Origin of the sequence: Thermospira aquatica, from assembly GCF_023525255.1 — a bacterium.
Taxonomy (GTDB): Bacteria; Spirochaetota; Brevinematia; order Brevinematales; family Thermospiraceae; genus Thermospira; species Thermospira aquatica.
Genome location: NZ_CP073355.1, coordinates 717,987 through 741,026, shown reverse-complemented (window position 1 = coordinate 741,026; position 23,040 = coordinate 717,987). Strand labels below are relative to the sequence as shown.

Below are 23,040 nucleotides of genomic sequence, written 5' to 3'. Positions count from 1 at the left end.
TAATTTCTTCCAATATTTAATGTATAACTCAAATATAAACAAATGATTGTGGTGTATAAAAAATATTTAAATTTCTTAAATTACATGGCTTTTCATATCTTTTAAATTCCTTAATTTTTATTGCATATCCATTATCTAAACCCTTAAAATATTCATAAAAGTATTGTTTTGAAATACCCGATTCTTCTTTTGTTAATTCCCATAATTCATCTAGTTTCCGTGATAATATATCTTCTATTATAAATTCTCCTACTACTAATTTTATTGGAGAAGATGCGTAAATAATAACTTTCTCTACATCTTTTTTAAAAATTTTTCTTCTGTATTCAAACTTTTTTTCTCCATTGATGATTTTTTCAACGAATTCTGGCTTAATAGATAAAATAACTTTCATTAATACCTCCTTCTTTTATGATAGTTTTAAAATTTTCTTTTGTAATTTCTTTTAATCCTCTGAGTTCGTTCTCTTCACCGGATAAAATGCCCAATTCAAGCAATCTTTTCCTGATTAATTTTGAACGTTGCTTTGGTGTTAAAGAATATACATGTAAAAAATGAATCAAAAAAGGTCTATTTTGTGGGTTATAATTCCACCATTCCTTTAATTTCTCATTGTTAAATATACTTCTTTTGCCAGCTTTCAATATGAAATCTAGCTCGTTAGTAAAATTATCTATCACTTCCTGAACTATCCCTATGGTTGTTATAAGAGCAGAATATTTTGCAGGTTTACCTTCTTCGGCAGTTCTATAAAAAAGTATAATATCCCCTTTATTTATATTTCTATTTAAAGAACGAGAAATATAAGTTTTCAATATCGCATTTCGATGAGGTTGATTTTCTTTAAAATCATCAGGTGACTCTGTTCGTAATATTGAATCAGGTAAAAGTTCCGTATGATAATCTGGCCAAATAGGTACAATAAAAATTTTATTATTTTCTTTCAGTGAAATAAAAGGATAAGTAAGTTTTGGATTTTTTTTATCAAATTTTTTGGTAAAATCTCTAACATATACAAGTTCGCCTGTTGATTGTTTTTTTCCCCAACAAATAAAACCCCATTCTTCTAATAAGTTAATTAACCTTTTTTGTTCATCTCTTTTATTATATACTGTCACATAAATTTCATCAACTTTTTGTATAATAGCATTATCAAATATAATTTTTAAAAATCTTTCGCCTAATCTATAACCGTTCAATGCAACCTTAAAGGTTCCTATTTTTAATCTTTTATTTTTAAGTGGAAATGAAGGGTTGATATCTGTATAATTCTCATCTTTATCTTCAACTTTTAAATAAAGAAAAGCTACAATTTTACCATCATTCGAAGTAGAAATATACACTGGTTCATTAGATTTTCTACGGAACCAACTCTCAAAATTTTGATAGTCTTCTTTAAAGGAATTGAAAAATTCATCTGATAAATTTTTTTTGCCAAAGAATGATTTATAAACACTTAAAACTTTATAATCTGCCAAATCTGGGTATTCGAGACTTACCTTTTCTATGAATTGCTCAATTGTATAAACCCTATCTTCAATACCCAATTCTTTTGCCTTTTGGTGAATTTTTTTATCCTCAGTTATTAGATAGTCTACAGAACCTTTATACACTTCGTTTAATAAAAAGGTATCATTTTTATCATTTTCGTTTTTATCAAATTGTTGAGAAACTAAGGAAACTTGCTTTTCTAGATTTTTTGCGGTTATTAATTCGGTATAAGCATCAAGTTTTACATCAAAAGTTTTTCTTTTTTCTTTGTCTTTAAGTTTATTTATTTCTTCCTTGGTAATTGGATGTATAAACTTTTTAGCTTCAAGTTTATCAAGCCAGTTGAATAACTTACCTATATCAGGATTGATTATCTTTTCCGTTTCTCTGTGTATTACAATGTTTGTGTCTAATAAAATTCTCACTCCTTTCATGCCTCCTCCTTTTTTATCCCCCCTCTACTATCTTTATCTCCTCGTCCGTGAGGTCATAGAGCTTGTACACCAGCCTGTCTATCTCCCTCCGAGTGGACGCAAAAGCTTGTCCGTGAGCTACTCCGGTCATAGAGCTTGTACACCAGCCTGTCTATCTCCCTCTCCCAAGTGGTTGTATCTGCCTGCGAGTTGGATTTTTTGGTCACCAGTATCTTATCTACCAATTCCTCTATTTGCTTTACAATACTCTGATTGGCTGGGGTGATGGGGGGAAGAGGAAGGTTTTCTAAAAATGCCTTTTTATATCTATAACCTTCTTCACCTAAACCTCCTCCTGCATACCATTTTTTAAAGAAATATGTTATAGGTTTTGAGTTTAATAATCCACAAATGTATTTTACATTTTTGCCAGTCATTAAAAAACTGGTTGCTTCAACATAAAAATTTTCAGTATCAAAATGAAATTGTGGTTTCCTTACAATCTCTGAATACACCACCTTCTCCTTCTCAAACTCGGGGTAGTAGGCACAGTGTCGAAGTTCCCACCAATAATCTCCCTGGTCATCGCGTGTTTGTGCTTTTTCTTCAAAGGGTTTTAAATGCTTCATTAATGAAGGAAATTGTTCTAAAATAAATTTTTCTGGTGGTATTTTACCTCTGTTCTCATCTGTCCAGCCCGCAGGAATTACAATCACCCACAGCCCTGCCCACTCATAATAATAACGTTTAATATCTCTGCCACGTAATAGAGGTTTAATGACAGCTTCGGTGCGTTTCCGCTCGGATGCATCTTTACAATTAGCCAGTATCTCGTTTCGCTTTTCGGTGGTGATGATAAAGGCTTCGTTTAGTCCAGTTCTTATTCCATAATAAATTTTTACATCCCAATCTTTTAATGGTTTTCCTATTTTTTCAATCTTTTCTTTGAGGCGTTGCTCGGCGTTACTTCCTATAAACCAGGCGTTTTTGGTGAGTTTCTCGAGGGTGACGGCTTTCTCGTTTACTACTTTTGAGATGGGGGTGTCTTTTTTTGTGTAGGTGACGGCTTTGAGCTGGTGTTTGTTTGAGGATTTCTGGATGAGGAGGATATTGGTATCTACCGTTGCACTCTCAAAAACATCCGGGCCTAAATCGATGAGGAGGAGGGGATTGTGCTGGAGAAAAAATTCCCGGAGTTTCTTTCCATACCCTGCCCGCATCCATTTGTTGGAGGTGATGAAGCAGAGGATGCCACTATTTTTGAGGAGGTTTATCCCTCTCTCATAGAAGAGGGTGTAGATATCTCCCATACGGTCGAAAGTCTCAAAGCCTTTATCCTTATAAAGGTCTGCCAGCTGCCCATGATTTTTTTGTAGCTGAATATACGGCGGATTGCCAATAACGATGTCGAAACAGTCCCGGATGCCAAACATCCATTCGGGGTCGAACCAGTCGGCAAAAGAGTTGGGATCGTAGGGGTCAAAACTTGATATTTGTTGAGCAACTTTTTGTATAACATCTTTCGCGTCGATGGATTTTAGTGAGTTAATCTTTCTTTTAATATTCGAAATAATATTCTTTTGGGTTTTTATTCTTTGTTCCTTAATGTCAATAATTGTGGTTTCTATTTCACCGAAAATATTAGTGCTTTCAACAGTTCTCTTTTGTTGGGGTCCAGATTCGATTTGAATAAGTGTCTTTTTTTCTTCGGCTAATTTGTTCTCATATTCTTTAACTTTTTCTTCGTTTCTTTTTTTCAAGGTATCAGTTATTTGAACAGCTATTTTATTGCGTATTTCTTTATCCTGTTGTTGCAATTGAAGTTTTTCTTTTCTTGTTTTTGCAATAAAGTATTCGTGGCGTATCGCTTTAAGTTTATCTTGTAAAAGTATAATGGGATTGTTTTCAGAAAATAAATCAATTGTTGGTATTTCTAAATCTATCAAAGCATTTGCCGTCACAAATTTTGTTTCGAGGTTTGGCAGAGTTTCAATGCCGTAGTTAGGTTGAGTTTTATCGATCTTTTCGTCTACCAGCAGGGAGATGAAAAATCTCAGTTTTGCTATCTGGATGGCGATGGGCTGGATATCCACACCGTAGATACAGTTTTGTATGAGATAGAGTTTTCTCCCATAGTCGAGTTCATTGAGGGCGAAGCTTTCCTCTATTTTGTTGAGGGCATTTTGTTTGATATGGGGGTCGAGGATATGCTGGATCTCCTTTATCTGCATCTCTTTCCATTTTTGGTTGTGGGGGTCAAGCTTGTGGAGGAGGTGCACCAGGGTATGCAAAACGCCCATGGGGAATGCCCCCGAGCCAACGGCGGGGTCGAGTATCTTGAGGGAGTGAATGGCCTGGATAATCCTGTTGGTGGTTTCTTCGTCAAATGGATTGGCTTCATCCTCGTAGGCGAAGAGGCGTTCGAGTTTTTCTTCGTCGAGCGAGGGAAGCTTTTGTTTAAAATACGCTTTGAGGGATTCTTTGACCATGTAATCTACTATCTCGCGGGGGGTATAGTAGCTGCCGGTGGCTTTTCTTGCGGTGGTGGCTGTCTCGGGGTTGTAACTGGCAAGCAGGTTTTCAAAAACTCTTCCAAGGAGTTCGGGATCGAGGGCCACATCGATGTCGACGGGGGTGTTTTCATCAACGGTAAAATTATACCCGTTGAGGATGTTGATGAGCCCTCTGACGGTGTATTTTTGGTTTTTTGTGTCATAGTCGTCGTTTAAGTCTATCTCTTTTTCATCTGAGAAGAATAAAAAATTCGGCAGATAGGGTTGTTTTTGGGGATCATCTGAAAAACCGTCGATGCGGATTTCTCTACCGGCATCGTTTGACTCATCATCCTTTCTTTTGTCCAGACATTCAAAGAGCCCTCCATTTAAGAAGGGGATATCGTTAAAGAGTTCCTGCATCTGGTTGGGATCTTTGAAGAGAGTGTGGTATCGATAATAATTGTGGTTCATGTAGTCTTTGTTGAGGTAACCGTTGACTCTCTCCTCTCTCCGGAAGCGCCTCTGTTCGATGGGGGTGTTGAGGGTTGCAAAGAAGAGGTTTTGAAGGATAGCCTTGTAGTAGGTACCTTCATTATCAGAAAGGTTTACTAAAATTTGCTGGAGAGATTCTCTGTCAAAGAGTTCTTTTCTGATAATGCCTTTTTGTTTCATGAACCAGATGAAGATAATACGGGTGATAAATCGGATGAGGGCGATGTTTCTGCCATTGGTTTCTGATTCGGCATCAGCGGGAAACCTCGACTCTTTCAATGCCCAGAAGTACCAGTTGGCAATCTCTTTGTAAAATTCTTTTGTGACCACTTCGATGTTGAATGCCTTTTCTAAATCTTGAAGGGTTGGTGGAGAGCTTTCATTTTCAAGAAGGGGTAAAAATTGTTTCTGGGCGGTGTGGCTTTTTTCGTTTTTTCCGAGAAGAAATGACCATCGTTTTGCGGAGGTGAATTTTTCTTCGACTTTTATTCCTTTGTTCTGGCTTGTTTTTAGGTGGTATTCTACCTTTACCAGGGAAAAACGCCAGGTATCACTTTCAGGGGAGACAAAAGCCACAAGTGCCGCATCCCGGTTTTTATTTCCACCATGTTTTCCCTGCAGGTATCCCGCGACAAAATTTCGCTGCATGGTACGGGCTCGTTCCAGGGAGGTCGGACGGTTTAAATACACGATGAGAATATCTATTTGGTGTGTTTTGGTGTGGTATTCTCCCACTCGTTCATAACGATGGATGTAGTCTTTGTAGGTTTCGGGGATGGGTAGCTCTCCAGGATACGAAGGGATTTTCTGGAAGGTGTGGAGAAGTTCACTGACAAACTCGGGGAAATTGTTCCTGTCAAATGAGTTTTCAAATGTTTTTTTGAGAAGTTTTTTTGCCTGCTCGGTATTCATGGAGCCTCCTTCTCTATTCGTGGGTGAGATACAGGGAGAGAATCACTTCACGTTTCTTTGGCAAATCTTTGTCTTCGTTTTCTTCAGCGTAGTGGTTTTTGAGAATATGGTCTGAAATGTTTGATCGAAGAACGTTTAACACGGTTAAGGGGTTCTCAGCATCTTGGGAAAGGTTGTTGAGGGCGCGGAGGGTTTTTTTGATGGTTGATTTTATAATGGCGCCTTCCTCAAGCCGTTCGAGCACCTTTCTCAGGTAAGCTTCTTGCTCTTCGGTGAGTTGTTGGGTGTTTTGGAGGCAGGCTTTGAGGATTCGCCTGATTTCATAAGCACTATCTCGGCCGCCTCCCTTTTGGGGTTCGCTTGTTTCTTCGGTGGTCTCTTGCAGGAAAGCCTGCTTGTTTTTGTCCAGCATGTCGTATCTCTCCTCGGGAAGGGTTATCTTTTTTTCGTCGGGGGTGCTTTCCAGGATACGGGCAGCGGTGATGAAATCGATCTCCCGAGCTGTTTCCTCGCCACTCTTTACAAGGAAAAACTTCTGGAGCTTCCCGCGTCGGAAGTAGGTGATACAGGCGTTTTGTGTGGGGGAGAAGAGAAGTTCTTTATGGTTGGGGGTGTCCTGAGCATCTTTTTGTACTTCCTCGGGGTATTTTTTGGCTGTTCTGGCTTTTTTGGGGAGTTTTTTGATCCTGTCAAAAAGGTAAGGATCTTTTTGGCGGATGTCTTTGATGATGTTCAAGTATTTGAGTTCGCTTTCCTGCAAGTCTTCATCGCCCTCGAGGGTTTTTTGTGAGGTCAAGCGGTCAAAAAGCTCATGGGAGCCAATGGGTTCGCCTTCGGTCAACAGTTCTGCATCCCCTCCGAGAAGGGTGAGAAACGCGTTGATTTTGGTTTCAGCAGCTTCTCTGAGTTTAATGTGGTCATTGGACTGGGTCGTGGGGAAGAAGTTAAAGGTGTAGATGGTATCAAAAGGGGTATCCACGCGGTTGATACGTCCCACTCTCTGCATCATGCGGGTTGGATTCCATGGAATATCGTAGTTGATGACAACGTTGGCGCGGTGAAGGTTGACACCTTCTGAAAGGACTTCCGTGGCTATCAAAATACGGTATGTGTCTTTTTTGTGGATGGCGTTGGCATCAAAGTTTTCAATCACCCTTTCTCTCAGGGATTTATTGGAATCCCCGGTAAACAACAACACCGCTCCAGGATATTTTTTGTTGAGATTTTCGTAGAGGTAGTGAGCGGTTTCTTTGGATTCCGTGAAAATAAGGAGGTGGTTGTTTTGAAGCACAGGGTTGCTATCCAGTTCGCTAAAGAATTTTAAAAGCTTGGGGTCACGGTCGATATTCTGCCAGAGATCCTGGATTTTCCGCAGAATGGCGATGTCGTTTTCAAGGTTTTTTTTGAGTTCCTCTTTGAAATCTTTACTGTCATATTTTTCTGCTTTGCCTTCTTCGAGGAGTTTTTCGATAGCCTTATCGTCACCTTCTTCGAGAAACTCAAAGATTTTGTTGATGTGTTTGGCGCTTACATAGACAGAGCCTTTTTCGTATTCTCTCAAAAACATTTCATAAGAGTGGATGAATCTTTCTATGGATTTTTTGAAGGCGAAAAAACTGCTCTCGAGTCGTTTAACGAGAAGGATTTTCATAAAGCTTCCCATGTTCCGCTGGGACTGTTTGGTTAACTCGTCCATCTCTTCTTTGTGATACAGCATGGATGTGTAACGAGCATAGGTAAGCTTACGGGCAAGTAGCTGGATGGTTTCGTTGAAAATCTTGTCTTCTTTTTCGTTGAGTTCATAGAAAAAGGGGACGGGTTTTTCCACGCGTGGAAACTTGAGCCCCTGTTCTTTCAGGTCTTCGCTAAAGTATTTCTCAATCTCCGAACGGGTTCGGCGTACCATCAGGTATTTGAGTATCCTGTCGCGGATTTCCCTGGCGTTTTCTTTTACTGTGGCAATATACCGGGTGTAGTTTTCTTTTCTGTCCAGGTTTTTTAATCTGTTTTCAAGTCTGGAAAAGAACGACTCCAGATCGGGAACGTTGGGGATGGTGCTCTTTCTGGCATTTTGGAAGAGTTTAATGAGGCTTAAAATATCTCTGGGTGAATTGTTGTAAGGGGTTGCAGTAACGAGAATCACCCTTTTCCCCCGGCAGATTTTGGCGAGATTTTCGTAGGTGATGGTTTGTTCTGTGCGAAAACGGTGGGCTTCATCAATGATGATGTTTCTATATATTTTATATTTTTCTATTTTTTCATCTTTTAAATCATCCAGTTTCCCGATGGATTCATAATCAGCAGAAACATTGAAATATGCAAACACATTGTACCAGGAACCGGGATTGTCTTTATCTATCAGGAAAGGGGGAGCAATCACGAGGGTTCTGTCGTCAAATTGTTTGGCAAGCATTGCCGCGATGTAGGTTTTCCCCAGACCAACCACATCGGAGATAAAAACGCCACCGTATTCGAGGAGGATTTTTTTGGCATTGAGCACGGCCTGTTGTTGGTAGGCAAGTTTTCTAAAGTTTTGTGGGAGGTAGTCCATGTCAATTTCGCCTGTCTGGTTTAACTGATCCTTGAAGTATTCATAGAGAAATTTGAGGTACAGCTCATAGGGGGAGATGTTCTGGTTTAGCCAGGTTTCGTTTTTAAGAGTGGTAACATAGCGTTCACTCACGTCAACACTTTTCTGCCAGAGTTCTTCGAATTTCTGGCGGGAAAACTCATAGTCACTTCGGTTTTTGAGTTCTACATTGAATTCGAGGTTGTCTACTAATCCGCTCTGGGTAAAGTTGCTTGAACCGGTGATCACTCTCCCGGTGTCCCGATCCCCCTCTCGAAAGGTCATGATGTATATTTTGGCGTGGATTTTTTGTGAGGGGTAGACTCGTATTTCAAGCTTTCCGCTATTTATCCATTCGATGAATTTTTTTGTCCCCTCTTCCATGGATCGTGTGTCCTCGGAGTTTTCCATTTCTTCTTTGACAAGAGTTTCTATTTTTCCTTTGACCTCGGGATGCGAGAGGGGAGAAGATGAAGACTCAGGATTTAAAGAATCTTTTTCCTGGAGAGCCTGAAATGTGCGTGAATCGGTGCCAATCCCGATGAGGATGCGGATTTTTTCGGTTTTTTCCAGGGCAGGATAGATAGTATGAAATCCGCTGAGATAGAAATAGCCAACGAGACAGTCGAAAAAAGCGGTATCCTTAATGAGAACATTGAACCTTTCTTTGAGGCTCTGTTTTTGTTCGTTGGTGATGAACGAGAGATCGGTGTGCATTTTCTCCCTGCCTTTTTATGGTTTTATGGTTATTTTCACGGTGATTGGTAAAAAGCATTCGACGGCTCACGGGGAGCTTTGCCTGCTTTCCGTCGGTTTGGTGCAAGGCGAGATTGGGGGATTTTGTCTTTTGAGAGTGGGTTTGTCTGAAGTTCCTTGTTGCTCTTGTGAGACGTTTTCTATCCCCCTTTTTTATGAATTGAGTATATTATACTCCGGTATGAAAAATTTGTCAATATCATCTCTGCAATTATATAAAATTGCTTAAAGTTTTTGTCTTGTTTTATAAATGACGCCTGGGCAGATGAGAAAAAGAGTGTTTTTGGGGGAGGGGGGAAGGGGCTATTACCTTGTTGCAGTCGCTTCGATACGTTCCTTCGGAACTACTCGGCGACCACGCCTCGATACGCCCTTGCAGGGCTACTCGGTGACCGCGCCTCGGTACGCTTCGCTTGCTGGTCGCCTCGATATGCCCCTTCGGGGCTACTCGGCGACCGTGGGGTGGCTGCTCTCGCGACGAAAAGCCATCAGCCTCTTGAGCTTGTTTTGTAGCGTGGTTTGATTACCCTCTCTGCCCACCTGCCCGGGGGGAGAGACAAAATAAGAAAGGGCGGTGTGAGCATCGCTACGCGATGCTCACACCGCGGGTGCGAACGGCCACTTTTGCGCCGGCAGGAAGTAGGAAGTATACGATGAAAGACATACCCTGGGAGGCACACCATACTAGCAAGGTTTTGCCCTCTTGCCTCCATGCTTCGGAAGCCTAGGGAGACGGCTTGCTTCTCCCGACTATGCCTTTGGCATGGTACCCGGGCGCCGCTACGCCGTCCCTTTGAGGGCATAGCAACAAGTCCCCTCAAGTGCCGACCTCCGTGTCGGCTGGTACAAGCCTCCGTCGTCTCTTCGGGGAGCTCCGTTTGTAGTAAAACTGGTCGAAAACGGCCAGGGGGAGAGACAGAAAAAGGGGAGAGGGGGCTGGCGTTTGAAGCCCCCTGCAGCCCGCGCGGCAGCGCATAGCAACAAGCCCCCTCAATACGATATCTTTTTCACGAGCTTAAAGCCATTTGTCAGGCTAAAGACCGCTATGGCATGGGCCCCACTATCCAGCACATACACCTTGTGGTTGTTGACCTTAAACCTCGATTTGTAGTTGGTGATATACCCCACCATATTGGTGGTATTGAGGTCAATGATAGCAATGCAGCTATTCACTTTTCCCTCATCACCTCCCACAATCAACCAATTTGAGGGTGAATAATAAACAGCCCCTTGTGGAAAAAGTTCTTCGCCTTTGCTGTTTGTAGGCTCAATACTATAGCTCAGTTTCCCTGTGGTTGTATCATATACCCTAATCTGTTTGGAATCGTGTACGGGGACATAGAGGAAATTGCTCGCCCAAACCAGTGCAAGGTACTCATGGTCACTCCATCCACTATTTCCACCACCTGCAGAAAGATTGGACCCTAGTATAGTAATCTTTCTGGTCTCAATATCCAGGCTCGCTATGTGATAGGGAGCAAAAAAACTTGTGGCATATTGCCCGTAGAAGCGACCATCACCCCCCACCCCACCCTTAGGGTAGAAGAAGTTCTCAAGAAAAAAGGTCTTGTACAAACGATCGTGCTCCATATCAATCACCGAAGAGGGGTAGCTCCCCAACCCATGTTGGACAAGAAGCTTCTTGCTGTAGGGACTATATACCATGTAGTAAGGATTGACTTCTTCCAGCTCAATCACCTTACACTTCACCTGTTCTGGATAGACGATATAGATATAATTCGGCTCCCGAATAGGGCTCCCACTCTCCAGCACGGCTATCTTACTGCCAGCCTTCACGGCATAGTCAGCATAGCCATATTCACTATCCTTCTCCCTGAAGACGATCCTCCGAACAATCTCGTCTGTATCAGTATCAATCACATTTATTTTTCCGCCGTCGCCGGTCTCTGTGAAAAGGAGCATGTGCTCCTTGAGAGAAAAGGGTTCAAAGGGCTTCATCTCCAGAGGCTCTACCTCCCCATCGAGTAACGAGCACCCAGCACAGCCCGCGAGGTTGATAACGATGATAAGAAGGAAGAGCAAGGCAATTCCTACCCTGGCGCTATTCTTACGGATGGTCATAGTACTCCCCCCACCGTCCTCCCTCTATACATCTCCTCAACTTGAGCTCGCCCCACTTCCGCAGTTTTCCCTCCTACTACCAGGAGCTTCCCTGATTTAACATTATTCTCAGTATGCCTGTCCAGAGAGTGGAATTTTACTTCTTTTCCTTCTCCTGGTCCCATAGTGGTGAAAACTTGGGGTGTTTCCCCTGCCTGGGAGTAATACGTTCCCGTATGACCCGATAGAACCCCAGAGCTTATAGGGTCGTTATAAGCACACCAGAGGATGTCCCCACTCTTGGCGTGACTTATCACCCATTCGGTAGCCTCTTCCTTGTTGACAACGGTATCCCCTGAAGAAAGTGCTTTAGAAATAGGAAGATTATTATGAGATCCCCCTGCCTCCGAAGATGTCACTCTCATGTCATAGGCTCTCACGTCCCTCTCGAGGGCCTCATGAAGATCTTGCACCACCTGGATATTGCTTGTTCCCTCGTTGAGAAAGGCTTCTGTTTCGCTCTCTGCATGTCTCTGGAGTTCTCCTCCTACAACATGGCTCTTGGACGCCACCTCACTCCTGAGAACTGTAACTACTTCGTTCACGATGTTACTTACCTCCTCCCCCGAAATATTACTCGAGGTACTCACGTAACGAGAAAGCTTTGCAACTGTTTCATCTAAATTTACGCCCTCAAGTATCTGCCTTGAGAGTTTCTAAGTATCCTTTCCTACCGCAGCCGTAATGTGTTCGGCAATCCTTTCGTTCAAGGTACGATCGAACTCAGAGGTATTCGTCGGCAAATCAAAAACAACCACTTCACCATTGATAAGGCGCGGTTGGGAGAGGGTATTCATCGCCCGTGAACGCAGGCTCTCTGGGATAACCAGCGCTTCGTTTGTCTCTTGGACCTGGTTGGTATTTATCTCAAGAGAACCAATCTCTACCCTCGGGACAGCGTAATAGGTATCGTTGGTCTCGACCGTGATACTCGATGGCTCCGTCTTTACCTCTATTACCACCGCCTCTGGTTTAGTCTCCCCTTTCTCAACAGAGACGGCCGGGGATTGGAACGAACAAGAGAGGTTTATCATACTCACCAGCGTAACGATAGCCGTGAGCCGATACCATTTCCAATACCCCTTCACTTTTTTGGTGAAATACTTCCACTTTCGTTTCCATTTCATTATGGCTTACCCCTTTTTCCTTTAAAATCTATTTTCACGTCTATTTTTTCCTTTTCCTCCCTGCCTCGTCGTATTTCTCCTCCTTTTTGTTTATTGAACATTCACTTCTATTTACCAAAAAATAGAGGCTCCCTTCCTTTTTCCCTTTCTTAAGGGATTTTACGACAGTTTTTTTATTTGTCAAGTTTAGCCTCGTATATCGTAATTATATATCATAAAAGAACTTACAAAAATATGAATGTTTTTGTAGGATTGCATAACTCTATACATTGCAAGAAGTTAAAATAAAAATAAAGTTTTTGGGTATTTCTGAGAAAGTTTGGTGATGAAATTGAGATCTCTTACCATGTCGCAGTGGTTGAGCCATCAGAACTGTAATAAGGTAACAGGACTTTTGACAGGGAGATTAGCTATTACCTTGTCGCAGTGTAGGTGGCCTTGGAGCATCGCAAGCGATGCTCCAAGCGCCGGAGGCACAGGGGCAGGTGGGCAGAGAGGAAATAGGACGTAGGAGAAAAAGAAGGCATTTGCGGCTGATGGCTTTTCGTCGCTAGCGGCGGTGACCTGTCGAAAACAATTTAAAATGTCACACTTTGTGCAAATAGAAATGTCACCTTTTAAAATACTGCAACTAAAAAAACGAGAGGTTGCAGATGAGAGAGGTGATAACGATGACATTTAAAGCACAGAAGAGGGCAAAAATACTGGAGATGGTAAAGAACAAGAAAATCAAGCAGAAAGATGCTGCAATAATACTGGGGATTTGCAGAAGGCAACTTATTCGAATTTTTAAAGAATATTTATCAAAGGGTGATGAAGCCCTCAATCACAAATTAATAGGCAAACCGGGGAATCACAGAATTAGCAGTGATATCAAAGAGAAAATTATGCAGATAGTACGGAATAATTATAAAGGTTTTAAGCCGACATTTATAGCTGAAAAGCTTTATGAGGAACATCATATAAAAATAGGAGCATCAACGCTTCGTTTATGGATGATGGAAACAGGATTGTGGAAGAAAATAAGAAAAACTGCGAAACACCGTACCAGAAGGCCGAGAAAAGAGCATTTTGGAGAAATGATTCAAATGGACGGCAGCATTCACGACTGGTTTGGGACAGGCAAAGAAGTCTGTCTGATGAATATGGTGGATGATGCTACAGGCACATCTTACGGTCTTTTCGACACAGGAGAAACGACACAAGTAGCGCTGCAATGTTTGTTTGACTGGATAATGAAATACGGTATTCCTTATTCTATCTATTGTGATTATAAAAGCCTGTTCTATACGAAACGGGAAGCGACCATAGAAGAACAGCTTGCAGGGAAATTGCCTCTAACAAAGTTTGGAGAGGTCTGCCATAGGCTGGGGATAGAAATGATATATGCCCATAGTCCCCAGGCAAAAGGGGCGCAGAGAGATGGAATGGGATCCATCAGGACAGGTTAATAGCAGAAATGAAACTAAAAAACATAAAGGATATTGACAGTGCCAATCGTTTTTTGAAAGAATATTACTGGGAAAAGAATAACCGAAAATTTAGTAAAAAACCTCTGTCGGATGAAGATTTTCATATTGCATTAATGCCTGATCAGGACTTAAGGAACTATGTTTGTTATACGGCCGAGTGCAAAGTCTATAGAGATTATACAATAAAATTTTCTAAAAGAATATACCAGATTGAAAAGAAACAACCTATAGCCATAAAACCCGGGGACAATGTTATCTTAAAAACCTGGCTTGATGGAAGTATACATATTTTTAAGAAAAATATTGAATTGAACTTTTTTGAAATAGATGATTGTGGTCGTAGAGTTTCGGCATAAAAAAGTGACATTTCTATTTCAATAAAAAGGTGACATTTTAATTTATTTGACAGATACTCTCTAATACTTCCCCCGTTGCGTCAAATAAAAAAGTACTCGAAATTCGAATCATTGCCTCATAAAAAAAAGTACTCAAAAATTCCATACAGTTTCCTCCAAATTTTTGTTTTTTACATTCTTTTTCTTTTGAAGGCTGAAAAGTTTTCTCTGGCAAGCCGTAATTTTTTGTCTTAGGTGAAACAAATCGAGAGCCTTATAAAGCCTTGTTAGGCGTTCCTTTTGTGCCTCACTTACATAAGAGCTTTCTAAAAGCCGTTGGTAGGGAGTTTTAATATCATCATGCTTCTTTTGCACCTTGCTTCCGATTCTCTTTTTCTCTGTCATTTTCATAACCGGTTGAAAAAAGTTGGCATAAAGCCTGAGATACGCATAGAGTTGGTTCAAGAAGTATACTTCTTCGTCGGTATCGTAGCGAAAGTACCCAACATTCTGACGAACTATGGAATAGTTTTTCTGCTCGACGTAGCAGTTATCATTGGAACGGGAGCTTCTTCCCCTTGTAAATTTTATCTGGTGCTTCTCACACCAATCGCGTAGAGGATGATTAATAAATTCAGCACCGGTATCAGAATCAATTCCCCGTAAATCAAAAGGAAGTCTTCCTTTGACTTTTTCTATGGCTTCTCTTACCCATTTTGAAGCCTTGTTTTTGATTGCCACAAGCTCTGTCCAACCGCTCCAAACATCCACCATATTTAATGTTTGAGCAAAATCTCCCCGGCTATTTCCTCCCTCATGGGCAACCAGATCAATCTCCATAAAACCAGGGCAATTTTCATCCCACTCTGCCCACGTGCGTATAGCTATTTGTTGCTTTAACAACGTTCAGGCTTTTGCATGCCTTTTCGTCCTTTTTATCTCAAGCTTTTTACGCTCATGTTTTCAAAAGTCGGTCAATCGCCCAGGAAAACGCCCCATATGTCGCAAGTTTTTCTATAGCCTGTGGAGAACCGTGGAGATGTCCGTTTGCTAAGAGATTATCTAAAACTTCATTTAAAATTGGCTTTAAACGTTTGCCACACATGTAGTTTTCAATTTCCCAGACCTTTTTAGAAGTTTAGTTCCTCTTCGCCGAATTTTTCTTTCTGCCAGGTCTTTTGCCCTTCTTGGCTATGTCGGCTTTAAGGTAATTTTTTTTGCCTACATAGATGGTTTTTCCGTGCTGCCTCAAGAGCCTGGCGGCATAGTTTCGGTTTTTTAAACCTGTTATCCTCACAAAATAATCCAGTATCTCCATTTTTTCCTTTTTGCTGGCTTTTTGATACTCTTTCGCCGTTTCCCTGTAAATAGGTCTCCTTTCAAACATCGCTAATTCCACCTTTTACCTCCAGTTCTTTGAACTGGATTATTTTACACAAATTTAAAGTACTTTTTTATTTTGAAGCAACGTTCCCTTTTCGAGTACTTTTATTATGAAGCAATTCGCTTCCTTGACAATTGGTTTGAATAGCTCTAAAATATTCTTCGTCTCAATCATATCTGGCCTCCTGTGATAGTTTTATTTATATTATCACAGGAGGTTATCTTTTTCCTACCAGACACAATTAAGTATACACTGCCTTGCAGAAGGCAACTTATTCGAATTTTTAAAGAATATTTATCAAAGGGTGATGAAGCCCTCAATCACAAATTAATAGGCAAACCGGGGAATCACAGAATTAGCAGTGATATCAAAGAGAAAATTATGCAGATAGTACGGAATAATTATAAAGGTTTTAAGCCGACATTTATAGCTGAAAAGCTTTATGAGGAACATCATATAAAAATAGGAGCATCAACGCTTCGTTTATGGATGATGGAAACAGGATTGTGGAAGAAAATAAGAAAAACTGCGAAACACCGTACCAGAAGGCCGAGAAAAGAGCATTTTGGAGAAATGATTCAAATGGACGGCAGCATTCACGACTGGTTTGGGACAGGCAAAGAAGTCTGTCTGATGAATATGGTGGATGATGCTACAGGCACATCTTACGGTCTTTTCGACACAGGAGAAACGACACAAGTAGCGCTGCAATGTTTGTTTGACTGGATAATGAAATACGGTATTCCTTATTCGATCTATTGTGATTATAAAAGCCTGTTCTATACGAAACGGGAAGCGACCATAGAAGAACAGCTTGCAGGAAATTGCCTCTAACAAAGTTTGGAGAGGTCTGCCATAGGCTGGGGATAGAAATGATATATGCCCATAGTCCCCAGGCAAAAGGGCGCGTAGAGATGGAATGGGATCCATCAGGACAGGTTAATAGCAGAAATGAAACTAAAAAACATAAAGGATATTGACAGTGCCAATCGTTTTTTGAAAGAATATTACTGGGAAAAGAATAACCGAAAATTTAGTAAAAAACCTCTGTCGGATGAAGATTTTCATATTGCATTAATGCCTGATCAGGACTTAAGGAACTATGTTTGTTATACGGCCGAGTGCAAAGTCTATAGAGATTATACAATAAAATTTTCTAAAAGAATATACCAGATTGAAAAGAAACAACCTATAGCCATAAAACCCGGGGACAATGTTATCTTAAAAACCTGGCTTGATGGAAGTATACATATTTTTAAGAAAAATATCGAATTGAACTTTTTTGAAATAGATGATTATGGTCGTAGAGTTTCGGCATAAAAAAGTGACATTTCTATTTCAATAAAAAGGTGACATTTTAATTTATTTGACAGATGAAGCAATTCGTTTTCTTGACATTTTTTTCAAAATATGGTATACTATACACCTCTTATGGCGGGCAGGTACCCGAGTGGCCAAAGGGGGCAGACTGTAAATCTGCTGGCACTTGCCTTCGTTGGTTCGAATCCAACCCTGCCCAAAACAGGCTTAGCTTTCAGGGCTAAGCCTGTTTTCTTTTAAGGATAGTTTTTCATTCATTGTCACTGTCGAAAAAATTTCTCTCAGTCATGAGGGTGTTTTAAACACTGCTTGTCTGTGGGATTTGCTTGTCCCTTGTGGTAGTGTGCAGAAGAGAATTTTTAATCTTTTTTTAGCATTTTTTTAAAAGAAAGGCCGGGGACTGAAAAAAGGTAAGAGCATGGCACAATAGGCAAAAGGGCACACCTGAAAACTTGCGTTTTTCTCCTGCTTAGTGGTATAATGGTGTACCGGATTCGCTCTATAGGCATGAATCGGCACAGCGAAAAGGAGAGGAGCTCGCGATGAAACGTTTTTGTGGCATGGTATTTTTTGTTATAGCGCAGGTTTTTTTTGGCACTGAGACGCTTTTTTTTCCACTGTTTGATTGGAATCGTATCGGAGAGTATGAACTGAGCAATGTGATCCTCTCAAGTACAGGTGAGGCAACCGTCTCTTTTGCCATGAATTTTCTTTACGAGAGTGATCTTCCTCTGTGGAGTGCCACCGGATGGAAAAACTTCCTTCTTGTTGGGACGGCAGAAGAGGCTTCTCTTCTCTGGATAGACGGCAAAAGTATCCGCAAGCAGGATTTTCCTGAGTATCAGATGGTTTCTGCCCTTGCCTCGGATGATAGTTATGTCTATGTGGGGGTTGCTCCTTCGGCGAGTCTTTTGCTTTTCAATGGTTTTGAGAAGAGTGTGGCAAGTTACACACTTTCTTCTTCGTATATCTGGGATATTATTCCCTTTTCCCGGGGGGTTTGGGTTTTGGCGGGGGATCCTGCCGTTCTCTATCTTTTGGAAAAAAATAAACTCCAGAGGGTTGCCAGTCTCTCTCATGAACGCCATCTTCTCAAGGGGGTATGGACAGAGGATGGTCTGTACTGTATCGGTGAATCTTCGATTTTGTATCTTTTGCCTGTTGGAGGAACACGATTTCGGGCTGTGGCTGAGTTTTCTGATCCTATTCAGGATATAACCTTCGATGGGAAAAATCTCTACGTGGCTATCAACAAAACAACGTCCCAGCAAAGCTCTCAGCGAAAAATGACGGAGAGAAGCGAGGTTGTTGTTTTTCGTTATGAAAAAAATGGATCTCTGTCTTTTGTTTTTTCTCTTTCTCAAAGCAGGGTAAACCGTCTTTTTTTCTGGCAGGGAAAACTCTATCTTGGCGCTTTTCAGAATTTTTTTATTTATGATCCTGTTTCAGGCCAGCTTTCTGCCTCTGGTTATGGGAAAGGGGGAGTGAGGTTTTTTGCGACGGCTCGGGATCGTTTGCATATGGTTTCAGAGAAGCCGTATCGTGTTTTTCAGATGGATGTCAGGGCAGCTTCTGAGGGGAGTATTCTTACTCCTGTGTTTGATGCAGGACAGAAGGCTCAATGGGGGAAAATCCTCTCTCTTGAGAGTCTGGGACAGGTAACACTTTCCAGCCGTTCGGCTCTGGCGTTACTTCCCGATCTCTGGGAGGAGTGGGCGCCCTATCAGAAGGAGGGTATAGCCTCACCTCCTAACCGCTACCTTCAGGTCAGACTCTCATGTAGCCCCACTTCAAGGGCATCCCTCAAGGAGGTAAAGCTCTCCGGTCGTCAAATGAATCAGGCACCGAAGATTGATCAGTTTGATGTGATGCAGCGAGGGGAGAAGCTTGTGTTTTTTTGGTCGGCAAGTGATCCCAATGAGGATGATATGAATTATACCCTCTCGGTACGAAGACGGGAAAAGTGGGTGCCTCTGTTTTCTTCACCCCTGACAAACAACCAGCTTGAACTCTCATCACGGATGTTTCCTGAGGGAGAGTATGAGTTTCAGTTTCTTGTGGATGATGCGCCATCCAATCCTCATCGTGATGTACTCTCCGCCTTTCAGCGAAGTGGTTTTGTTACCATTGATCACACCTCCCCCCAGATCAAAAATTTTAATGCCACCCTTGTCCAGGGAAAACTCCAATGTGAGTGGCTCGTTTCCGATAATCGTGAGATTGTTCAGGTATGGTACAGTGTTTCTCCCCTTGATTGGCAGGAGATTTTCCCGGCAGACGGTATGTACGATAGCCGTGAAGAGCGTTTCACTCTGATAATCTCTAATTTTTCTGGAGGGTATGTCCAGATACGGGCTCGTGATCGTAGTGGGAATGAGAGTGTCTACGGGCAATGGCTTATCCCGTGATGGTTCTTGAGAATTCCCCGTTGCGTCAAATAAAAAAGTACTCGAAATTCGAATCATTGCCTCATAAAAAAAAGTACTCAAAAATTCCATACAGTTTCCTCCAAATTTTTGTTTTTTACATTCTTTTTCTTTTGAAGGCTGAAAAGTTTTCTCTGGCAAGCCGTAATTTTTTGTCTTAGGTGAAACAAATCGAGAGCCTTATAAAGCCTTGTTAGGCGTTCCTTTTGTGCCTCACTTACATAAGAGCTTTCTAAAAGCCGTTGGTAGGGAGTTTTAATATCATCATGCTTCTTTTGCACCTTGCTTCCGATTCTCTTTTTCTCTGTCATTTTCATAACCGGTTGAAAAAAGTTGGCATAAAGCCTGAGATACGCATAGAGTCGGTTCAAGTAGTAGACTTCTTCCTCGGTATCGTAGCGGAAGTATCCAACATTCTGGCGGACTATGGAATAGTTTTTCTGCTCAACGTAGCAGTTATCATTGGAACGGAGCTTCTCCCCTTGTAAATTTTATCTGGTACTTCTCACACCAATCACGCAGAGGATGATTAATAAATTCAGCACCGGTATCAGAATCAATTCCCCGTAACTCAAAAGGAAGTCTTCCTTTGACTTTTTCTATGGCTTCTCTTACCCATTTTGAAGCCTTGTTTTTGATTGCCACAAGCTCTGTCCAACCGCTCCAAACATCCACCATATTTAATGTTTGAGCAAAATCTCCCCGGCTATTTCCTCCCTCATGGGCAACCAGATCAATCTCCATAAAACCAGGGCAATTTTCATCCCACTCTGCCCACGTGCGTATAGCTATTTGTTGCTTTAATAGCGTTCCAGGCTTTGTACCTTTTCGTCCTTTTATCTCAAGCTTTTTACGCTCATGTTTCAAAAGTCGGTCAATACTTGAAGCACTTATATGGCGCAAGTTTTCTATAGCCTGTGGAGAACCGTGGAGATGTCCGTTTGCTAAGAGATTATCTAAAACTTCATTTAAAATTGGCTTTAAACGTTTGCCACACATGTAGTTTTCAATTTCCCAGACCTTTTTTAGAAGTTTTAGTTCCTCTTCGCCGAATTTTTCTTTCTGCCAGGTCTTTTGCCCTTTTGGCTATATCGGCTTTAAGGTAATTTTTTGCCCTACATAGATGGTTTTTCCGTGCTGCCTCAAGAGCCTGGCGGCATAGTTTCGGTTTTTTAAACCTGTTATCCTCACAAAATAATCCAGTATCTCCATTTTTTCCTTTTTGCTGGCTTTTTGATATTGTTTTGCCGTTTCCCTGTAAATAGGTCTCCTTTCAAACATCGCTAACTCCACCTTTTACCTCCAGTTCTTTGAACTGGATTATTTTACACAAATTTAAAGTACTTTTTTATTTTGAAGCAACGTTCCCTTTTCGAGTACTTTTATTATGAAGCAATTCGAATTCTTGCAAAAAAATCTTCCTATCACTATAATGTTAACTGGAAAAAGCAAAAGAAAATTTATCCTATTATTTATCCTTTAAGGAGAAGATATGAACAGATATGCTCTTTTGGTTTTGGCTTTTGTTGTGGCTTTGATGGTGGGATGTGGTGCCAGTGCAAAAAACAAAATTGTGGTAGCTTCGGATGCAACCTGGCCTCCCATGGAGTATGTGGATGAAAACAAAGAAATTGTAGGTTTTGATATCGATCTTATCAAAGCCATTGCTGAAAAAGGTGGTTTTGAAGTCGAGATCCGCAATACTGCCTGGGATGGAATCTTTGCAGGATTGGCGAATGGTTCATATGATGCGGTGATTTCTTCTGTCACGATTACCGAAGAACGCAAAAACCAGATGGACTTCTCTGAACCTTACATCAATGCTGGACAGGTGATTGTGGTGAAGAAGGGTACAAAAGGCACAACACTGGCTGATTTTGAAGGGAAAAAGATGGGTGGTCAGATCGGTACCACCGGGGTGATGGAAATCCAGAAAAACCCCAAGATCACGCTAAAAACCTACGATGAAATTGGGCTTGCTATCGAAGATCTCTATCTTGGACGTATTGATGGTGTTGTGGTGGATGCCCCCACAGCCGCCAGCTTTGTGTTGCAGAATCCAAAGTACAAGGATGCTCTTATGATAGCCAGCGAGCCGTTCACGGAAGAGTATTACGGTATCGCAGTACGAAAGGGCAATAAGCGTGTTCTTGATCTGATCAACAAGGGCTTGGCAGAGGTCAAGAAAGCAGGTATTGACAAGGAGCTTGAGAAGAAATGGCTTCGCTAAAAAAGCATCATTTTGGTTTTAAAGTATCGGATGCTATTCTGATTCCAGGTGAATCCTCTCTCCAGAGGATTGCCTGGAATGTTTCTTTTTTTGGTGCGCTAGCGGCGCTTATTATTTTGCCACTCGTGAAGCCTGTTCCCTATAGGGAAATTATCTCTTTTTTTCCTGATGGTTTGTGGGTGACCTTTCAGGTAACGCTTCTTTCGATTTTTTTTGCGTTGATTCTGGGGATTCTGATGGTTTTGTCGAGGATGTCCAGGTTGCCCGTGCTTAATTTAATAGCTTCTCTCTATACCGAGGTTATCCGTGGTATTCCCCTGCTGGTGCAGATTTTTTATATCTATTATGTGGTAGCGCGACTTGTTCAACTTCCGCCTATTGTCTCTGCTGTTATGGCGATGGCTATCTGTTATGGAGCCTATATAGGGGAGATTCTTCGTGGCGGGGTACAGTCGATTCCCCGGGGACAGATGGAGGCGGCCATAGCGCTTGGTCTTTCTCGATGGCAGGCGATAAGGTTGGTTGTTCTCCCCCAGATGATGAAGGTGGTTCTTCCACCGGTAGGAAATGAGTTTATTGCTCTTTTGAAGGATTCTTCTCTTGTTTCTATTATTGCGGTGATAGATATCTTTCGAAGAGCGAGAGAATATGCTTCTGTGAAATACTACTATTTTGAGAGTTATACGATGGTAGCGCTGGTGTATCTTGTTCTTACACTTTTCTTCTCTCGGCTGGTTACTATCCTGGAAAAGAGGCTTCACCATGGCAGATAGAATTCGTATCGAAAATGTTTCCAAGTGGTTTGGAGATTTTCAGGCCCTGAAAAATGTGAGCCTCTCGGTGAAAGAGGGCGAGGTAGTGATGGTGATTGGTCCATCAGGGAGTGGAAAGTCAACACTTCTTCGATGTGTGAACCGACTGGAAACCGTTGATGAAGGAAGGATCTGGATTGATCAGGATGAGGTAACCGATCCACGTGTAGATATTCGAAAGATTCGTGAAGAATCGGGGATGGTTTTTCAGTCGTTTAATCTCTTTCCTCACCTGACAGCTCTTCAGAATATTACCCTTGCCCCTATCCATGTCCTCAGAGAAAAAAAAGCATCGGCAGAGAAACGGGCTTATGAACTTTTAGAACGTGTAGGGCTAAAAGATAAGGCGCATAGTTATCCTGCACAACTTTCGGGGGGGCAGCAACAACGTGTTGCTATAGCCAGAGCGCTCGCCATGAAACCAAAAGTGATGCTTTTTGATGAACCTACCTCGGCACTGGATCCTGAAATGGTGGGAGAGGTGCTTCTCGTGATTCGGGATCTTGCAGAGGATGGGATGACCATGATGATTGTTACCCATGAGATGGGGTTTGCTCGAGAGGTTGGGGATAGAGTTATCTTTATGGACGAGGGACGAATTATCGAAGAAAATGTTCCGGATCTTCTCTTTGATCATCCCCAGCAGAAACGCACCCAGGACTTCTTAAGCAAGGTACTTTAGGGA

The 23,040-nt window shown here is 41.7% G+C and carries 18 protein-coding genes, 1 tRNA gene and 1 pseudogene; 9 read left to right on the top strand and 11 right to left on the bottom strand.

Going from position 1 to position 23,040, the window contains the following annotated elements; genetic code table 11:
• Positions 1 to 28: 28 nt before the first annotated feature.
• The 7 genes from KDW03_RS03555 to KDW03_RS03525 form a co-directional block, all read right to left on the bottom strand.
• Positions 29 to 394: an ASCH domain-containing protein gene (locus tag KDW03_RS03555; protein ID WP_271436024.1), complete on the bottom strand. Its 366-nt coding sequence runs from the start codon at positions 392 to 394 to the stop codon at positions 29 to 31.
• Positions 372 to 1,925: a PIN domain-containing protein gene (locus tag KDW03_RS03550; protein ID WP_271436023.1), complete on the bottom strand. Its 1,554-nt coding sequence runs from the start codon at positions 1,923 to 1,925 to the stop codon at positions 372 to 374. The genes KDW03_RS03555 and KDW03_RS03550 overlap by 23 nt, the downstream gene beginning before the upstream one ends.
• Before the next feature lie 53 nt (positions 1,926 to 1,978).
• Positions 1,979 to 5,803, bottom strand: coding sequence for an Eco57I restriction-modification methylase domain-containing protein (locus KDW03_RS03545; protein ID WP_271436022.1), 3,825 nt, complete (start codon positions 5,801 to 5,803; stop codon positions 1,979 to 1,981).
• Between the two features lie 13 nt (positions 5,804 to 5,816).
• Complete coding sequence (locus KDW03_RS03540; protein WP_271436021.1) at positions 5,817 to 9,089, bottom strand: helicase-related protein; 3,273 nt, start codon at positions 9,087 to 9,089, stop codon at positions 5,817 to 5,819.
• A 1,029-nt stretch (positions 9,090 to 10,118) separates the two neighbouring features.
• Positions 10,119 to 11,210: a YncE family protein gene (locus tag KDW03_RS03535; protein WP_271436020.1), complete on the bottom strand. Its 1,092-nt coding sequence runs from the start codon at positions 11,208 to 11,210 to the stop codon at positions 10,119 to 10,121.
• Entirely contained in the window at positions 11,207 to 11,794 is a 588-nt protein-coding gene (locus tag KDW03_RS03530; RefSeq protein WP_271436019.1) for a hypothetical protein, read from the bottom strand. The genes KDW03_RS03535 and KDW03_RS03530 overlap by 4 nt, the downstream gene beginning before the upstream one ends.
• A gap of 111 nt (positions 11,795 to 11,905) precedes the next feature.
• Positions 11,906 to 12,376 (bottom strand): hypothetical protein, encoded by a 471-nt coding sequence (locus tag KDW03_RS03525; protein WP_271436018.1) that lies wholly within the window; start codon positions 12,374 to 12,376, stop codon positions 11,906 to 11,908.
• Between the two features lie 653 nt (positions 12,377 to 13,029).
• On the opposite strand from KDW03_RS03525, the gene KDW03_RS03520 reads away from it, so the two are divergent.
• Both KDW03_RS03520 and KDW03_RS03515 read left to right on the top strand, forming a co-directional pair.
• Complete coding sequence (locus KDW03_RS03520; protein ID WP_271436017.1) at positions 13,030 to 13,827, top strand: helix-turn-helix domain-containing protein; 798 nt, start codon at positions 13,030 to 13,032, stop codon at positions 13,825 to 13,827.
• A gap of 8 nt (positions 13,828 to 13,835) precedes the next feature.
• Positions 13,836 to 14,204, top strand: coding sequence for a hypothetical protein (locus KDW03_RS03515; RefSeq protein ID WP_271436016.1), 369 nt, complete (start codon positions 13,836 to 13,838; stop codon positions 14,202 to 14,204).
• 132 nt (positions 14,205 to 14,336) lie between these two features.
• On the opposite strand, the gene KDW03_RS03510 is transcribed toward KDW03_RS03515, so the two are convergent.
• The 3 genes from KDW03_RS03510 to KDW03_RS03500 are packed head-to-tail and all read right to left on the bottom strand — an operon-like array spanning position 14,337 to position 15,570.
• Positions 14,337 to 15,086, bottom strand: coding sequence for an integrase catalytic domain-containing protein (locus tag KDW03_RS03510; protein WP_271436015.1), 750 nt, complete (start codon positions 15,084 to 15,086; stop codon positions 14,337 to 14,339).
• A gap of 52 nt (positions 15,087 to 15,138) precedes the next feature.
• Complete coding sequence (locus KDW03_RS03505; RefSeq protein ID WP_271436014.1) at positions 15,139 to 15,288, bottom strand: hypothetical protein; 150 nt, start codon at positions 15,286 to 15,288, stop codon at positions 15,139 to 15,141.
• Positions 15,289 to 15,321: 33 nt separating this feature from the next.
• Positions 15,322 to 15,570, bottom strand: coding sequence for a hypothetical protein (locus tag KDW03_RS03500; protein WP_271436013.1), 249 nt, complete (start codon positions 15,568 to 15,570; stop codon positions 15,322 to 15,324).
• Between the two features lie 378 nt (positions 15,571 to 15,948).
• Between KDW03_RS03500 and KDW03_RS03495 the strand changes: the two genes are divergently transcribed.
• The 4 genes from KDW03_RS03495 (at position 15,949) to KDW03_RS03480 (ending at position 19,295) form a co-directional block, all read left to right on the top strand.
• The gene (locus KDW03_RS03495; RefSeq protein ID WP_271436012.1) at positions 15,949 to 16,401 is read left to right on the top strand and encodes a hypothetical protein; all 453 of its coding nucleotides are present in this window, start codon (positions 15,949 to 15,951) and stop codon (positions 16,399 to 16,401) included.
• A 117-nt stretch (positions 16,402 to 16,518) separates the two neighbouring features.
• Positions 16,519 to 16,887, top strand: coding sequence for a hypothetical protein (locus KDW03_RS03490; protein WP_271435401.1), 369 nt, complete (start codon positions 16,519 to 16,521; stop codon positions 16,885 to 16,887).
• A gap of 116 nt (positions 16,888 to 17,003) precedes the next feature.
• Positions 17,004 to 17,086, top strand: a tRNA-Tyr gene (locus KDW03_RS03485).
• 343 nt (positions 17,087 to 17,429) lie between these two features.
• Positions 17,430 to 19,295: a hypothetical protein gene (locus KDW03_RS03480; RefSeq protein WP_271436011.1), complete on the top strand. Its 1,866-nt coding sequence runs from the start codon at positions 17,430 to 17,432 to the stop codon at positions 19,293 to 19,295.
• 77 nt (positions 19,296 to 19,372) lie between these two features.
• Here the strand turns inward: KDW03_RS03480 and KDW03_RS03475 are convergent.
• Positions 19,373 to 20,594: pseudogene (locus tag KDW03_RS03475) on the bottom strand (integrase catalytic domain-containing protein).
• A 211-nt stretch (positions 20,595 to 20,805) separates the two neighbouring features.
• Here KDW03_RS03475 and KDW03_RS03470 point away from each other — a divergent pair.
• The 3 genes from KDW03_RS03470 to KDW03_RS03460 are packed head-to-tail and all read left to right on the top strand — an operon-like array spanning position 20,806 to position 23,037.
• On the top strand, positions 20,806 to 21,543 hold the full coding sequence (locus KDW03_RS03470; protein WP_271436010.1) for a basic amino acid ABC transporter substrate-binding protein: 738 nt from the start codon (positions 20,806 to 20,808) through the stop codon (positions 21,541 to 21,543).
• On the top strand, positions 21,531 to 22,316 hold the full coding sequence (locus tag KDW03_RS03465; protein ID WP_271436009.1) for an amino acid ABC transporter permease: 786 nt from the start codon (positions 21,531 to 21,533) through the stop codon (positions 22,314 to 22,316). Before KDW03_RS03470 ends, KDW03_RS03465 begins: the two co-directional genes overlap by 13 nt.
• The gene (locus KDW03_RS03460; RefSeq protein WP_271436008.1) at positions 22,306 to 23,037 is read left to right on the top strand and encodes an amino acid ABC transporter ATP-binding protein; all 732 of its coding nucleotides are present in this window, start codon (positions 22,306 to 22,308) and stop codon (positions 23,035 to 23,037) included. The genes KDW03_RS03465 and KDW03_RS03460 overlap by 11 nt, the downstream gene beginning before the upstream one ends.
• Positions 23,038 to 23,040 lie beyond the last annotated feature (3 nt).